This window comes from Bradyrhizobium sp. AZCC 1610, from assembly GCF_036924515.1.
Classification (GTDB): Bacteria; Pseudomonadota; Alphaproteobacteria; order Rhizobiales; family Xanthobacteraceae; genus Bradyrhizobium.
In genome coordinates, this window is sequence record NZ_JAZHRR010000001.1 from 6150351 (window position 1) to 6164141 (window position 13791).

General features: G+C 63.6%; 11 protein-coding genes. 6 read left to right on the forward strand and 5 right to left on the reverse strand.

Features of this window, described 5'->3' with window-relative positions:
* Positions 1-158 precede the first annotated feature (158 nt).
* The 3 genes from V1279_RS30225 to V1279_RS30235 all read left to right on the forward strand — a co-directional run bounded on the left by V1279_RS30225 (position 159) and on the right by V1279_RS30235 (position 5129).
* Entirely contained in the window at positions 159-1385 is a 1227-nt protein-coding gene (locus V1279_RS30225) for an ABC transporter substrate-binding protein (protein WP_334443550.1), read from the forward strand.
* A gap of 123 nt (positions 1386-1508) precedes the next feature.
* Complete coding sequence (locus V1279_RS30230; RefSeq protein WP_334443552.1) at positions 1509-2798, forward strand: glycerate kinase type-2 family protein; 1290 nt, start codon at positions 1509-1511, stop codon at positions 2796-2798.
* 183 nt (positions 2799-2981) lie between these two features.
* Complete coding sequence (locus V1279_RS30235; protein ID WP_334443555.1) at positions 2982-5129, forward strand: EAL domain-containing protein; 2148 nt, start codon at positions 2982-2984, stop codon at positions 5127-5129.
* Positions 5130-5138: 9 nt separating this feature from the next.
* On the opposite strand, the gene V1279_RS30240 is transcribed toward V1279_RS30235, so the two are convergent.
* Positions 5139-5669 (reverse strand): MarR family winged helix-turn-helix transcriptional regulator, encoded by a 531-nt coding sequence (locus V1279_RS30240; RefSeq protein ID WP_334443558.1) that lies wholly within the window; start codon positions 5667-5669, stop codon positions 5139-5141.
* A 173-nt stretch (positions 5670-5842) separates the two neighbouring features.
* Here V1279_RS30240 and V1279_RS30245 point away from each other — a divergent pair, with 173 nt between their 5' ends.
* Genes V1279_RS30245 through V1279_RS30255 form a run of 3 tightly spaced genes read left to right on the forward strand, consistent with a single transcriptional unit; the run spans position 5843 to position 9386 of the window.
* A complete protein-coding gene (locus V1279_RS30245; protein WP_334443561.1) occupies positions 5843-6883 on the forward strand; it encodes a branched-chain amino acid ABC transporter permease in 1041 nt (346 codons plus the stop codon).
* A gap of 5 nt (positions 6884-6888) precedes the next feature.
* Positions 6889-8658 carry a branched-chain amino acid ABC transporter ATP-binding protein/permease gene (locus tag V1279_RS30250; protein ID WP_334443563.1) on the forward strand — a complete coding sequence of 590 codons (1770 nt, stop codon included), beginning with the start codon at positions 6889-6891 and terminating at the stop codon, positions 8656-8658.
* The gene (locus tag V1279_RS30255) at positions 8655-9386 is read left to right on the forward strand and encodes an ABC transporter ATP-binding protein (protein WP_334443565.1); all 732 of its coding nucleotides are present in this window, start codon (positions 8655-8657) and stop codon (positions 9384-9386) included. The genes V1279_RS30250 and V1279_RS30255 overlap by 4 nt, the downstream gene beginning before the upstream one ends.
* Positions 9387-9436: 50 nt before the next feature.
* On the opposite strand, the gene V1279_RS30260 is transcribed toward V1279_RS30255, so the two are convergent.
* From V1279_RS30260 to V1279_RS30275, 4 genes are all read right to left on the reverse strand, one after another.
* Positions 9437-10588 carry an ABC transporter substrate-binding protein gene (locus V1279_RS30260; RefSeq protein ID WP_334443568.1) on the reverse strand — a complete coding sequence of 384 codons (1152 nt, stop codon included), beginning with the start codon at positions 10586-10588 and terminating at the stop codon, positions 9437-9439.
* Between the two features lie 89 nt (positions 10589-10677).
* Complete coding sequence (locus V1279_RS30265; protein ID WP_334443571.1) at positions 10678-11097, reverse strand: acyl-CoA thioesterase; 420 nt, start codon at positions 11095-11097, stop codon at positions 10678-10680.
* A gap of 9 nt (positions 11098-11106) precedes the next feature.
* Positions 11107-11868: an SDR family NAD(P)-dependent oxidoreductase gene (locus V1279_RS30270; RefSeq protein ID WP_334443573.1), complete on the reverse strand. Its 762-nt coding sequence runs from the start codon at positions 11866-11868 to the stop codon at positions 11107-11109.
* A gap of 35 nt (positions 11869-11903) precedes the next feature.
* Positions 11904-13790: a feruloyl-CoA synthase gene (locus V1279_RS30275; protein ID WP_334443575.1), complete on the reverse strand. Its 1887-nt coding sequence runs from the start codon at positions 13788-13790 to the stop codon at positions 11904-11906.
* Position 13791 lies beyond the last annotated feature (1 nt).

Consider the following 13791-nt stretch of genomic DNA (forward strand, 5'->3'; position numbering starts at 1 on the left):
CCGGCATCGTCGACCAATGAAGCAGCCCCTGCGGCTTTGCCGCGGGGGCTTTTTCTTGTGAGGCTTCCGGCAAGATGGTAAGCACAGCGCGCTCAAAAGAGCTTCGCTTCAAGGAGTCGGACGGTTAGCGTTCTTTAAATGAAAAGGGAGAGACAGAAATGTCCGCATTAAAAAAACTGGCTATTCTTTCAGCTGCGTTTGGACTGCTCGCCGCGACGTCAGGCGGCGCGCTTGCACAGAAGAAATACGATCCCGGCGCCACCGATACCGAGATCAAGATCGGCAACATCATGCCCTACAGCGGACCGGCTTCCGCCTATGGCGTAATTGCCAAGACCGAGGAAGCCTATTTCAAGAAGATCAACGCCGAGGGTGGCATCAACGGCCGCAAGATCAACTTCATCAGCTATGACGACGCCTACAGCCCGCCGAAGACGGTTGAGCAGGCGCGCAAGCTGGTCGAAAGCGACGAAGCGCTGATCGTCTTCAACCCGCTGGGTACCCCGCCGAACACGGCGATCCAGAAATACCTCAACAGCAAGAAGGTGCCGCAACTGTTCGTCGCCACCGGCGCCACCAAGTGGAACGATCCGAAGAGCTTCCCGTGGACCATGGGCTGGCAGCCCAACTACCAGAGCGAAACGCAGATCTACGCCAAGTACATTCTGAAGAACAAGCCGAACGCGAAGGTCGGGATCCTCTATCAGAACGACGATTACGGTAAGGACTATCTGAAGGGCTTCAAGGACGGGCTTGGCGCCAAGGCCGCATCGATGATCGTCCTGGAAGAAAGCTATGAAGTCTCCGAGCCGACCATCGACTCCCACATCGTCAAGCTGAAGGCGACCGGCGCCGACGTGTTCATCAACATCACCACGCCGAAGTTCGCGGCGCAGGCGATCAAGAAGAACGCCGAGATCGGCTGGAAGCCGCTGCACTTCCTCAACAACGTTTCGGCCTCGATCGGCAGCGTGATGAAACCGGCCGGCTTCGAGAATGCGCAGGACATCATCTCGTCCAATTACCTTAAGGATACGTCTGATCCGGAGTGGAAGAACGACCCCGGCATGAAAGCTTTCGACGAATTTCTGGCCAAATACTACCCCGAGGCCAACAGGATCGATAGCTTCGTGATGTACGGGTACACGGTCGCGCAGGGCCTCGTGCATGTGCTCAAAGCCAGCGGCGACAATCTCACCCGCGAGAACGTCATGAAGCAGGCAGCCAGCATCAAGAATCTCGAGATCGGCAGCTTGCTGCCAGGTATCAAGGTCAACACCAGCGCTACCGACTTTGCCCCCATTTCGGCGGTCCAGCTTCAGAAGTTCAAAGGCGAGACCTGGGAACGCTTCGGCGAAGTGATTGATGCCGAGGTCGGCGGCTAATCGCAAAATGCTATCGACCGATTGTTAGCCAGCAACGCCCCCGCGGAGATCCCGCGGGGGTTTTCTTTTGCGGCGATTGGATGGATAACCTGACTTCCCGTCCCTCTTCGTCCCCGAGCAGACATGACCGACCGGCGTCCCCTTTTGCGTGCGATATTTGATGCGGCCGTCGCGGCCGCGCATCCCGACGTCGTGCTGTCGGCGCATCTGCGCCCGGCGCCGATAGGCCGGGTGATTTGTCTGGCTGCCGGCAAGGGCGCGGCTGCGATGGCGGCTGCTGCCGAACGGCATTATCTTGACGCGCTTGGGCTCGACCCGGCTCGGCTGACCGGCATCGCCACCACGCGCCACGGCCATGGCGTGCCGACGCGGCGGATCAGGGTAATCGAGGCCGGCCATCCCGTGCCCGACGAAGCCGGGTTGAAAGCCGCCGACGACACGCTGCGGCTCGCGGCCGAGGCGACCGCGGATGATCTGCTGCTGGTGCTGCTCTCCGGCGGCGGCTCGGCGAACTGGATCGCGCCGGCCGACGGCGTTTCGTTCGCACAGAAGCAGCAGGTGAACCGCGCGCTGCTCCGTTCGGGCGCGCCGATCGGCGAGATGAATATCGTCCGCAAGCATCTGTCGCGGATCAAGGGCGGCCGGTTGGCCCGCGCCGGACAGCGCGCCGCCGAGATCGTGACGCTGGCTATCTCCGACGTGCCGCATGACGATCCGTCTGCGATCGCATCGGGACCGACGGTGCCGGATCCGAGCACGCTGGCGGACGCCCGCGCGCTGGTGGCGAAGTATAATCTCGCGATCGACGATGCCGTCAGGCGCGCCCTCGAAGATCCCGGGAATGAGAGCTGCAAGCCCGGCGACCGCGCGTTCGCCCGCGCGCAATTCGAGATGATTGCAAAACCGAAGGCGTCGCTCGACGCGGCCATCAAGGTCGCAAAGGACGCCGGCTATGAGGTCATAGGCCTCGGCGCGGATCTCGAAGGCGAGGCGCGCGATGTTGCGGCCGATCATGCGCGCCTGGCGCTGAAAGCACGCAGCGAGGGCAAGCGCATCGCGATCCTTTCCGGCGGCGAACTCACGGTGACCGTGCGCGGCAATGGCCGTGGCGGTCCCAATCAGGAATATGCGCTGGCGCTGGCGGATCTTCTAAAGGACACGCCCGGCATCGTGGCGCTGGCCGCGGACACCGACGGCGCCGACGGCGGTGCCGGCAGCGCAACCGATCCAGCCGGCGCCGTGATCGATCAGACGACGTTTGCGAAGATGAAGTCGCTCGGCCTCGATCCCGCAGCCTATCTCGCCAACAACGATGCCACCGCGTTCTTTTCGGCCACCGGCGATCTCCTGCTGACGGGCCCGACGTTCACCAACGTCAATGACGTCAGGGTGGTTTTGGTGGACCCCGCCTAGGTTTTCCGGGCGGCTACGCCAGCATCCTGTACGTGCCAAAACGGCGTTAACGTGTTGTAGAGCAAGTTGCGAAGAACCCGCGCGCATCGGCCCATCTCGAAGGTGCGATTCACCAGCTTGGGCTTCTAATGGCCGCTCTCCTGGAGGGAGGAGAGCCGCCGATAGCGGCTGGGGAAACGCTATATGACGGATCACGGCCAGATAACCGCCCCGAGGTCAGCGCCCTTGAGTGCGCGGCTCGAAGAGGCGATCAACCATTTATCGCTCGGGATCGTCATTTTCGACGAGAAACGCGAAGTCGTTTTCTGCAACGCGCGTTACAGGGAAATGTACGGGCTGTCGCCTGAACAGGTGAAGCCGGGGACGCCGACCCGTGAACTGATCCAGCATCGGCTGAAACTCGGCCTCAAGGTGCCGGTCGCGCCCGATGATTACATCCGTGAGCGCGTCGGCCATGACATCGCACTCGACACCACGGTGCAGGAATTCACGGACGGCCGGATAATCGCCTACACCGTCTACCCGATGCCCGGCGGCGCCGGGATGGCGACCCACGAGGACATCACCGAGCGTGAAGAGCTCAATGCCCGGCTGAAGACGCAATACGAACTCGGCCGAGAGCAGGAAGAGGCGCTGCGCGTCAGGAACTTCCAGTTCGACACCGCGATCAACAACATGTCGCAGGGGCTGTGCTTCTTCGATTCTGACCACCGCCTGATCGTCTGCAACGATCGCTTTGTCGAGATGTACGATATCGCGCCCGAGCGCGTCAGCCCCGGCATGTCACTGATCGAGATCGTTGACCTCAGGTTCGAAGCCGGCAGCTTTCCCGCCATGACGCGGGACGAATATCTGCGCTGGCGCACCGATGTGGCGGTTTCCAACGAGGCGAAAGACAGCATCGTCGAATTGATGAACGGGCGCACCTTCAAGATCCGCCACCGCCCGATGCCCGGCGGCGGCTGGGTCGCGACGCACGAGGACATCACCGAGCAGCGCCAGTCCGAGGTCAAGATCGAATATATGGCGCATCACGATGCGCTGACTGATTTGGCCAACCGGGTGCTATTGAACGATCGGCTCGAACTTGCGCTCAGCCGGGTTCAGCATGGGGAAATGGTGGCCGTCCACCATCTCGACCTCGATCAGTTCAAGGCCGTCAACGATACGTTCGGCCATCCCTGTGGCGACAAGCTGCTCAGAATCGTCGCCGAACGGTTGCGCTCCCTCGTTGGCGAGGCCGACACGATCGCGCGGATGGGAGGCGATGAATTCGTGATCGTGCAGGCCACGATCGCGGACCCCGCCGACGCCACCGCGCTGGCGCAGGTCGTCATCGATGCGCTGAGCGAACCCTATGACATCGACGGCCAGCAGGCCGTGATCGGCGTCAGCATCGGTATTTCGGTCGGTCCCGGAGATGGATCTACCCCCGACAAATTGTTGCGCAACGCCGACCTCGCGCTCTACCGCGCCAAGAGCGACGGCCGCGGTACGTTCCGCTTCTTCGAGCCCGCGATGGACCTGCAGATGCAGACTCGCCGCGTCATGGAGCAGGACCTGCGCAAGGCGCTTCCGGCGGGCGAATTCGAGCTGCATTACCAGCCGGTCGTTAACCTGGCGAGCAAGGAAATCAGCGGCTTTGAAGCGTTGATACGCTGGAATCATCCGAGCAAGGGGATGATCTCGCCGGCCGACTTCATCCCGCTGGCCGAAGAGATCGGCTTCATCGTCCCGCTGGGCGAGTGGGTCGTCCGGCAGGCCTGTGCCACCGCGGCACAATGGCCCGACAACCTTCACGTTGCCGTCAATATTTCAGCGATCCAGTTTCGCAGTCCCGGACTGATGCAGGTGATCGTCAGCGCGCTCGCCGCCTCCGGCCTCGCGCCGACGCGGCTGGAAATCGAAATCACCGAGTCCGTCCTGCTTCACAACAAGGAAGCGACGCTCGCGGTGTTGCATCAGTTGCGGGAGCTCGGGATCCGGATCGCCATGGACGATTTCGGCACCGGATATTCGTCGCTGACGTACTTGCAGAGCTTTCCGTTCGACAAGATCAAGATCGACCGCTCGTTCGTCAAGAACATTACCGAGGATTCGAGCTCGCTCACCATCGTGCGTGCGGTTGCCGCGCTCGCCAATGGAATGGGCATGACGGCGACCGCCGAGGGCGTGGAAACCGCCGAGCAGCTCCACAGCATCGCTTCCGAAGGATGCACGGAAATGCAGGGCTTCCTGTTCAGCCGGCCGCTTCCCGCCGCCGAGATCGAGCGGCAATTCCTGTCGGGACGCGGGCCACGAGAGATTCAAGGCCGCATCGTCGCGGCCTGATCGCGCCGCTCAGAACTCAGCCGCGATCTTCGACAGCATTTCGAGCAGGGCGACGCGGTTGGCGGGACCCAGCAATTCGTTGAGCCGCGCCTCGTGCTTGCTGGCAACGAGTTTTTTGGCGCGCGCCAGCACTGCCCTTCCCTTGTCGGTCAGAACCAGGATGTGCGAGCGGCGGTCGTTGGTCGAGCGCATCCGGGCGCACAGCCCGCGGCTCTCCAGCGCATCCAGCATGGAGACGAAGTTCGGCCTGAGGATGCCGAGCGTGTTGGCGATTTCGGTCTGGTTGCGTCCGGGGTTCCGGTCGAGCAGCAGCAGCACCGAGAATTGCGCCGGCGTCAGTTGCAGCGGCGCGACGCAGCGCAGGAAGTCCTCGAACACCTTGAGCTGTGCACGCTTGAGCGAATAGCCGAGCAGTTCGGCCAGCTCGCCCAGTTGCAGCCCGGCATTGTCAGCGGCGCCATCCGCAGCGCCGCCCGCAATTTCCTTGCCATTGCTGCGCGACGGCTTGACGGCATCGGTCGCTGCCTTGGAAACTGTCATGCGTGAGGCTCGCACCCGAAAAAGGCTCGGCCGGTGGCCGGGGCCTTGATGTTATATTTGATAATTGTTATTGAATATATCAAATATCGGCGCCTTTCAACTGCCGAGATGTGGGACGGCCGGCGGACCGCAGGAGGTCAGGACCGGCGACGCTTTTAGGGGGAGCGCCAGTCTTGAACACGACGATCATGCTGTTCCTGCTGCAGGACGGCATCACCAATGGCGCGATCTATGCGCTGCTCGGGCTTGCGCTGGTGCTGGTGTTTGCCGTCACCCGCGTCATCCTGATCCCGCAGGGCGAATTCGTCACCTACGGCGCGCTGAGCTACGCCATGCTGGCGACCGGCCAGGTGCCGGGCACCGCGAAGCTGGCGGCCGCCATGGGCGTGGTCGCCTTCGGCCTCGACCTGTTTGACGCACGGCGATCGCTACGGCTGAAGCGGGTGTTGCGCGCCTTTGCCTTCAACATCGTCCTGCCGGCCGCTATCCTGGCCCTGACCTACGGCCTTGCCGGCCCCAAGACCCCGATCGCGGTCAACATCGCGCTGTCGCTTTTGATCGTCGCGGCGATCGGATTGTTCCTCTATCGCATCGCGTTCCAGCCGATCGCGCACACCTCGGTGCTGGTGCTGCTGATCGCCTCCGTCGGCTGCCATCTCGCGCTGCAGGGCCTGGGCCTGGTGTTCTTCGGCGCCGAAGGCCTGCGCGGCCCAGCGCTGTCCAACGCGGCACTCACGATCGGTCCGTTGCGCTTCACCGGCCAGAGCCTTGCGGTCTACGGGCTGACGATCGCCTTCATCATAGCACTATGGCTGTTCTTCGGCTTCACGCTGATGGGCAAGGCGCTGCGCGCCACCGCCGTCAACCGGCTCGGCGCGCGCCTCGTCGGCATCCGCACCACGCTGTCGGGACAGATCGCCTTCCTGCTGGCGTCCCTGATCGGGGCGATTTCCGGCATCCTGATCGTGCCGATCACCACGCTCTATTACGACACCGGCTTCCTGATCGGCCTGAAAGGTTTCATTGCCGCGATCATCGGTGGTCTCGTCAGCTATCCGCTGACCGCGGTGGCGGCCTTGATCGTCGGCAGCGTCGAAGCGTTCTCTTCATTCTACGCCAGCAACTTCAAGGAGGTCATCGTCTTTACGCTGATCCTTCCCGTGCTGGTGCTGCGTTCGCTCGCAGCGCCCGCGGTCGAGGAAGAGAAGGACTGACGGCGATGAATCAGCGAACCCCTCTCATCATCTTCGCTCTCGTCATGGCGGCGATCCCGTTCATTCCGGGCGTCCCGCCGTTCTGGATCGTGCTGCTCAACAATATTGGCCTCGCCGCCCTGGTGGCGATGGGGCTGGTGCTGCTCACCGGCGTCGGCGGCCTCACCTCGTTCGGCCAGGCCGCGTTTTGCGGCTTCGGCGCCTATACTACGGCGGTACTGACCACGGCCTATGGCGTCTCGCCGTGGCTGACGCTGCCGCTCTCGCTGCTGGTCAGCGGCATTGCAGCGGTCCTGCTCGGGATCGTCACGGTGCGCTTATCGGGCCATTATCTGCCGCTCGGCACCATCGCCTGGGGTATCGGCCTGTTCTATCTGTTCAGCAAGCTGGAATTCCTCGGCCGCAATGACGGCATCTCCGGCATTCCCCCACTCTCGATCGGCAATTTCCGGATGCTCGATCCCGGCACGATCTATTTCGCGATCTGGATCGCGGTATTGATCTCGGCTTTGCTGACCATGAACCTTCTGGACTCCCGCACCGGCCGCGCCATCCGCGCATTGCGGCGCGGACACATCGCCGGCGAAGCGTTCGGCGTGCAGACGCCGCGCGCCAAGCTTCTGGTGTTCATCTATGCGGCGGTTCTCGCGGGCCTGTCCGGCTGGCTCTACGCGCATTTCCAGCGCGCCGCCAACCCGACGCCGTTCGGCGCGCAGGCCGGCATCGAGTATCTGTTCATCGCCGTGGTCGGCGGCGCGGGCTATGTCTGGGGCGCGGTGCTCGGCGCCGGCATCGTCGTGGTCCTCAAGGAGATCCTGCAGAGCTACCTGCCCTATATCTTTGGCGGTCAGAGCCAGCTCGAGACCATCGTGTTCGGCATCCTGCTGGTCGTGCTGCTGCAACTGGCCCCGACCGGCGTCTGGCCCTGGCTGATGGCGCGTCTGCCGATCAAGCCGGCCCGCAAGATGCCCGATACGTCGCTTCTCCTTGCCAAGCGCGAGCGCGCACCGGCCTCTGCTGCTGCGCTGCTGCAGATCGAGAAAGCGCGCAAGCAATTCGGCGGCGTGATTGCCGTCAACGACGTTTCCTTCGACGTCCAGGCCCGCGAGATCGTCGCCCTGATCGGGCCCAACGGCGCCGGCAAGAGCACGACCTTCAACCTGATCACGGGCGTGCTGACCACGACCGGCGGCACCATCTCGGTACTCGGCCGCAAGGTCGACAACGCGCCGCCGCAGGAGGTGGTAAAACTCGGCGTTGCGCGCACCTTCCAGCACGTCAAGCTGGTGCCCGACATGACCGTGCTGGAGAACGTCGCGATCGGCGCGCACCTGCGCGGGTCTTCCGGCGCGATCGCCAGCATGTTCCGGCTGGACCGCGCCGATGAGGCGAAACTGCTCGCGGAAGCCGCGCGGCAGATCGAGCGCGTCGGCCTCGGCGACCAGATCGATCAGCTGGCGGGAAGCCTGTCGCTCGGCCAGCAGCGCATCGTCGAAATCGCCCGCGCGCTATGCGTCGATCCATTGCTGCTGCTGCTCGACGAGCCGGCCGCCGGACTGCGTCACATGGAGAAGCAGCGGCTCGCCGCACTCCTGCGGCAGTTGCGCGACGGCGGCATGTCGGTGCTGCTGGTCGAGCACGACATGGGTTTTGTGATGGATCTCGCCGACCGCATCGTGGTGCTGGATTTCGGCACCAAGATCGCCGAGGGCACGCCGGCCGCGATCAAGACCAATCCCGATGTGATCAAGGCCTATCTCGGAGCTACCGCATGAGCGCGCTGTTATCGGTCTCCGACGCCCATGTTTCCTACGGCAAGGTCGAAGCCGTGCGTTCGGTTTCGCTCGACGTCGCCGACAACGAAATCGTCACCATCATCGGCGCCAACGGCGCCGGCAAGACCACGCTGCTGAACGCCATCATGGGCGTGCTGCCGCTCAGGGGTGGTGCAGCGTTCGCGGGCGACGACATGGCTCCGCTCGACATCGAGGATCGCGTCGCGGCGGGCTTGTGTCTCGTGCCCGAGCACCGCGAATTGTTCGGCACCATGAATGTCGAGGACAATCTGCAACTCGGCGCGTTCCGGATTCCGAAGGCCACGGCCGCAAGATCGTTCGAGCGCGTCTATACGCTGTTTCCGCGGCTGAAGGAGCGGCGCAAGCAATTGGCCGGCACGCTTTCCGGCGGCGAGCAGCAGATGCTGGCGATGGGCCGCGCCCTGATGGGCGCGCCAAAGCTGTTGATGCTGGACGAACCGAGCCTCGGCCTCGCCCCGATTATCGTCGCCGACATCTTCCGCACCATCGGCGAACTGCGCGCCGCCGGCGTCTCGGTGCTGCTGGTCGAGCAGAACGCGCAAGCCGCCCTGCAGATCGCCGACCGCGCTTACGTCATGGAGCTCGGCGAATTCATCCTGTCCGGACCGGCAAAGGATATCGCCAGCAACCAGCGGGTCGCGGCGAGCTATCTCGGCTTCCAGCACGAGGGCGCGAGCGCGGTCTAGATTGACCGCGCCCGTTCCTGAACTCTCGAAGTCTCGCGTGACGCCCGCCCTCACTTCGCCGGGACGTATTTGCCGTCCTTTACCGTCAAAATGATGCGCGAGCGGTCGTCGAGGCCGTAGCGATCTTTTTCGGTGAAGTTGTAGACGCCCTGGCTGGCCGCGATTTCCTTCTCCGTGAGCAGCGCCTGGCGGATCGCCTCGCGGAATTCCGGCGTTCCCGGCTTGGCCTTCTTCAGCGCCACCGGCACCACGCGCTTGAGCACTTCGAACGCGTCGTAGGAATGGCCGGCGAACTGGCTGCGGCTGTTGGCGCCATACTTGGCTTCATAGGCGGTGTTGAGCGCAAGCCCCGGCTTCTTGGTCAGCGCGCTGTCGGGCTGGGTTTCCGGCGACATCACCGGACCTGAGGCCATGATCACGCCTTCAGCCGCCGCACCTGCGATGCGGATGAAGTCCATGCTGGCGGCGCCGTGGGTCTGGTAGATCAGGCCCTTGTAGCCGCGCTCGCGCAGCGTGGTCTGCGGCAGCGCCGCGGCGGTGCCGGAGGCGCCGACCAGGATCGCATCGGGATTGGCGGCGACCAGCTTCAGCACCTGGCCTGCCACCGACGTATCCGGACGCGCGAAGCGCTCTTCGGTGGCGAGCGTCATTCCCATCGGAATCGCCTGGTTCTTGAAATCGTTGAACCAGAGGTCACCGTAGGAATCGGAGTAGCCGATATAGCCGACGGACTTGATGCCGTGCGCCTTCATGTGCTCGTAGAGCACCTTGCCCATGATCGGAATCGGCTGCGGCATGGCGACCGACCACTTGATGCGCGCTTCGTTGATCGGGAACGGCGCGAGGCCGATATGGGGAATGCCGGCCTCGTTCGCCACGGTAGAGACCGCGACCGTCGAGGGCGTCGTCGAGGAGCCCATGATGATGTCGGCCTTGGATTCGGTGACGAACCGCCGCGTGTTGGTGGTAGCGGTAGTCGGATCGCCGCCGTCGTCGAGCGTGATGATCTTGATCGGCACACCGCCGATTTCCTTCGGCACGAAATCGAGCGAGTTGCGCTCGGGAATGCCGAGCGCCGCGGCGGGACCCGTCGTGGTGATGGAAATGCCGACGACAATCTCGTTGGTCTGCGCCGTGGCTGGCAAGCCAGTTAGCGCCAGCGCCGCCACAACAGACGCCGCGGACAGAAAAGTTTTCTTCATTCATTCCTCCCTTGGATTATCTATTTATCGTTTTAAGCAAAGTCTCGTGGACTATTCAGCCCCTTCTTTAGGTCATGCGCAGGCCTAAGTCAGCCCCGCATGAACCGCTCGATGATCTCCTGCGGCATCGGGGCCGATTTGAGCTTCGCGGGATCGTCCGGATGCTTGCCGACCAGCACGCGGGTCTCGAACGCCTCGATCGCCAACGCCTCGCCCTTGAACACGTTGTGGACCACCTCGAAAGAGGATCGCTTGAAGCTCTCGATCCGGCTTTCGATTCTGATCCAGTCGCCATGGGTCGAGGGGATGTGGAATTTCGCCCGCGTGTCCACCATGGGGATGCCGACCAGGCCATATTTGTGGATGAGGTCCTGCTTCGAATAACCGGCCGCTTCGAACATGATCGACGTCGAATCGTCGAACATCGCGAAATAACGCGGGTAGTAGACGATGTTGGCGGGGTCGCAGTCGCCCCACTGGATCTGCACGTCGCGCCGGTTGACGAACATGGGATATCCCTAGCGCGGCGCCATGCGAAGCGCGGCATCGAGCCGCACCACTTCGCCGTTCAGGTAAGGATTGTCGATCATGTGCAGCGCCAGCGAGGCAAACTCATCGGCCTGACCGAGCCGGCGCGGGAACGGGATCGAAGCGGCAAGCGAATCCTGCGCTTCCTGCGGCAGGTTGGCGAGCAGCGGCGTGAGGAATAGGCCCGGCGCGATCGTCAGCACGCGAATGCCGAATTGCGCCAGTTCGCGCGCGATCGGCAACGTCATGGCGACGATGCCGCCCTTCGAGGCCGAATAGGCTGATTGCCCGATCTGGCCGTCATAGGCCGCGACCGAGGCAGTAGAGATCACCACGCCGCGCTCGCCCGTTGCAAGCGGCTCCAGCTTCGACATGCCTGCCGTCGCCAGCCGCAGCATGTTGAAGGAGCCGATCAGGTTGACCTTGATCACCTTCTCGAAGTCGCCGAGTGCCATCGGACCATCTTTGCCGATCACGCGCTTGGCGACGCCGATGCCGGCGCAGTTCACCAGCACGCGCGCCGGGCCGTGGGCCGCCGCAGCCTTGGCGATTGCGGCTTCCGCCGAGGCCGCGTCGGAAACGTCGCAGGTCACGGCGACGCCGCCGATCTCGGCAGCGACGGCCTCAGCAAGGTTGGCGTTGAGATCGCAGACCGCGACCTTGGCGCCCTGCGCCGCGAGCCGGCGCGCGGTCGCCGCGCCCAATCCCGATGCGCCGCCGGTGACGATGGCGGCCTGATCCTTCAACTGCATGGTGCTCTCCCTGACAAGCTCTTGTGCGAATTCGGCTACAACGTAATCACCTGCGCCGGCGGCGCGGGCGAATAAATCTCCTCGATCAGCGCGCTGCGATTTTCCAGCACCGCGCGCTGGTTGATCGAGCCCTTGTCGGTGACCTCGCCGCGATCGATCGACAGCGGTGCATCGAGCAGCACCGCGCGCGTGATCCGGGTCGACGAGCCCGTGGCGCCAGCCACCAGCTTCTGGAAGCGTTCGCGGAAGGCCGCAACAATCAGCGGGTCGGAAGCCGCGGCGGCCAGGTCGTCTGATGGAAGCGTGGGATTGATCAGGCGGCAGCCATCGAGGTCGAGCACCACCAGCGCCGATATTTCGTCGCGGTTGATGCCGGCAATGACGACGTCACGCACCAAGGGCGCACAGGCCGTAACGAAGCGCGCGCGCAACGGGCCGACGCTGACCCAGGTCCCGCTGGCGAGCTTGAAGTCTTCGCCGATCCGGCCATCGAAATCGAAGCCGGCGTCGAAATTATCAGGGTCGGCCGGCTTGAGCGCATCGCCCATTTTGTAGAAGCCTTCTTCGTCGAAGGCCTTCGCGGTCATATCCGGCTGACGCCAGTAGCCCGGCATGACGTTCGGTCCTTTGGCGCGAACCTCCAGCTTGCCGTTGTTGGGCACGAGCTTTGCGTCATTACCCAGCACCGGCAGTCCGACATGGCCGGAGCGGCTGGTGAGCGGATTGACCGACATGAAGAACGGCGCCGTCTCGGTGGCGCCAAGGCCGGTCAGCATCGGCACGCGATAGCCGGTTTCCTGCACCGAAAGTTCATCGAGGCTATTCCAGACAAAGGCGGACAGCGCCGCGCCCGAGAAGAACATCGCATGGAGGCGAGCAAAGAATTTCTTCCGCAAGCCTGCATCGTCGCGCAGATAGGGCAGCAGCGATTCGTAACCCTTGGGCACGTTGAAATAGACCGTCGGCGAAATCTCCTGGAGATTGCGCACGGTCTCCTCGATGCCGCCGGGCATCGGCTTGCCCTCGTCGAGATACATCGAGCCGCCATTATACAGCGTCAGCCCGATATTGTGATTGCCGCCGAACGTATGATTCCATGGCAGCCAGTCGACGATGACGGGCGGCTCATCCTTCAAAAACGCCAAGGTCTCGCGCAGCATCACCTGATTGGCGCAGATCATGCGCTGGGTATTGATGACGGCCTTCGGGTTACCCGTCGAGCCCGATGTCAGCAGGAACTTTGCGATCGTCTCCGGACCGATGGCCTCGTGCACGGCATCGAGGCGCGGATGCAACGGCGCAGCCATCAGATCAGCCAGCGCAGTGACGTCGCGGCCGGGCACGGCGCCGCGCGACGCCGCGATTTCGGTGCCGAAGGACACGTTGGCGGCCAGCGCATCGGCGAATTTCGTGGCGTCGTCGGTGAAAACGAGGCCCGGCGTCAACAGCTTCATCAGATAGCCGAGCTTGCCGTAGTCCCGCGACACCAGCGAATAGGCCGGCGATACCGGACAGAAGGGAATCCCGGCATAGAGCGCGCCGAACGCGATCAATGCATGATCGACCGAGTTGCCGGAGAGAATGACGACCGGCTTCGCGGCCGAAAGGCCGCGCGCCAGCAGCGCGGATGCGATGTGCCGCGACGACGCGAGCAGCTCTGCATAGGTGATCTGCCGCCAGCCCCGTGCGGCGTTCCGCTCGGCCATGAAGATCCGATCGGGCGCGGCCGCGGCCCAATGATGCAGGCGGTCGGTGATGCGCACCGGATAGTCGCGCAACTGCGCTTTTGGGCGCAGATAGATAGTGCCATCGTCGCGGCGCTCGATATGCACCGCGGGGGTGCCGAACGAGATCGGGCGCAGCGGATGATCGGCGCGCGCGGCTGAATCGGTCAAGGCGGACATGCTGGGCTTGGCGCTCATG

Coding starts and splice junctions, on each gene's coding strand:
- V1279_RS30275 (WP_334443575.1), bottom strand. CDS start 13,790: ATGAGCGCCAAGCCCAGCATGTCCGCCTTGACCGATTCAGCCGCGCGC.
- V1279_RS30265 (WP_334443571.1), bottom strand. CDS start 11,097: ATGTTCGTCAACCGGCGCGACGTGCAGATCCAGTGGGGCGACTGCGAC.
- V1279_RS30225 (WP_334443550.1), top strand. CDS start 159: ATGTCCGCATTAAAAAAACTGGCTATTCTTTCAGCTGCGTTTGGACTG.
- V1279_RS30230 (WP_334443552.1), top strand. CDS start 1,509: ATGACCGACCGGCGTCCCCTTTTGCGTGCGATATTTGATGCGGCCGTC.
- V1279_RS30260 (WP_334443568.1), bottom strand. CDS start 10,588: ATGAAGAAAACTTTTCTGTCCGCGGCGTCTGTTGTGGCGGCGCTGGCG.
- V1279_RS30255 (WP_334443565.1), top strand. CDS start 8,655: ATGAGCGCGCTGTTATCGGTCTCCGACGCCCATGTTTCCTACGGCAAG.
- V1279_RS30270 (WP_334443573.1), bottom strand. CDS start 11,868: ATGCAGTTGAAGGATCAGGCCGCCATCGTCACCGGCGGCGCATCGGGA.
- V1279_RS30235 (WP_334443555.1), top strand. CDS start 2,982: ATGACGGATCACGGCCAGATAACCGCCCCGAGGTCAGCGCCCTTGAGT.
- V1279_RS30250 (WP_334443563.1), top strand. CDS start 6,889: ATGAATCAGCGAACCCCTCTCATCATCTTCGCTCTCGTCATGGCGGCG.
- V1279_RS30240 (WP_334443558.1), bottom strand. CDS start 5,669: ATGACAGTTTCCAAGGCAGCGACCGATGCCGTCAAGCCGTCGCGCAGC.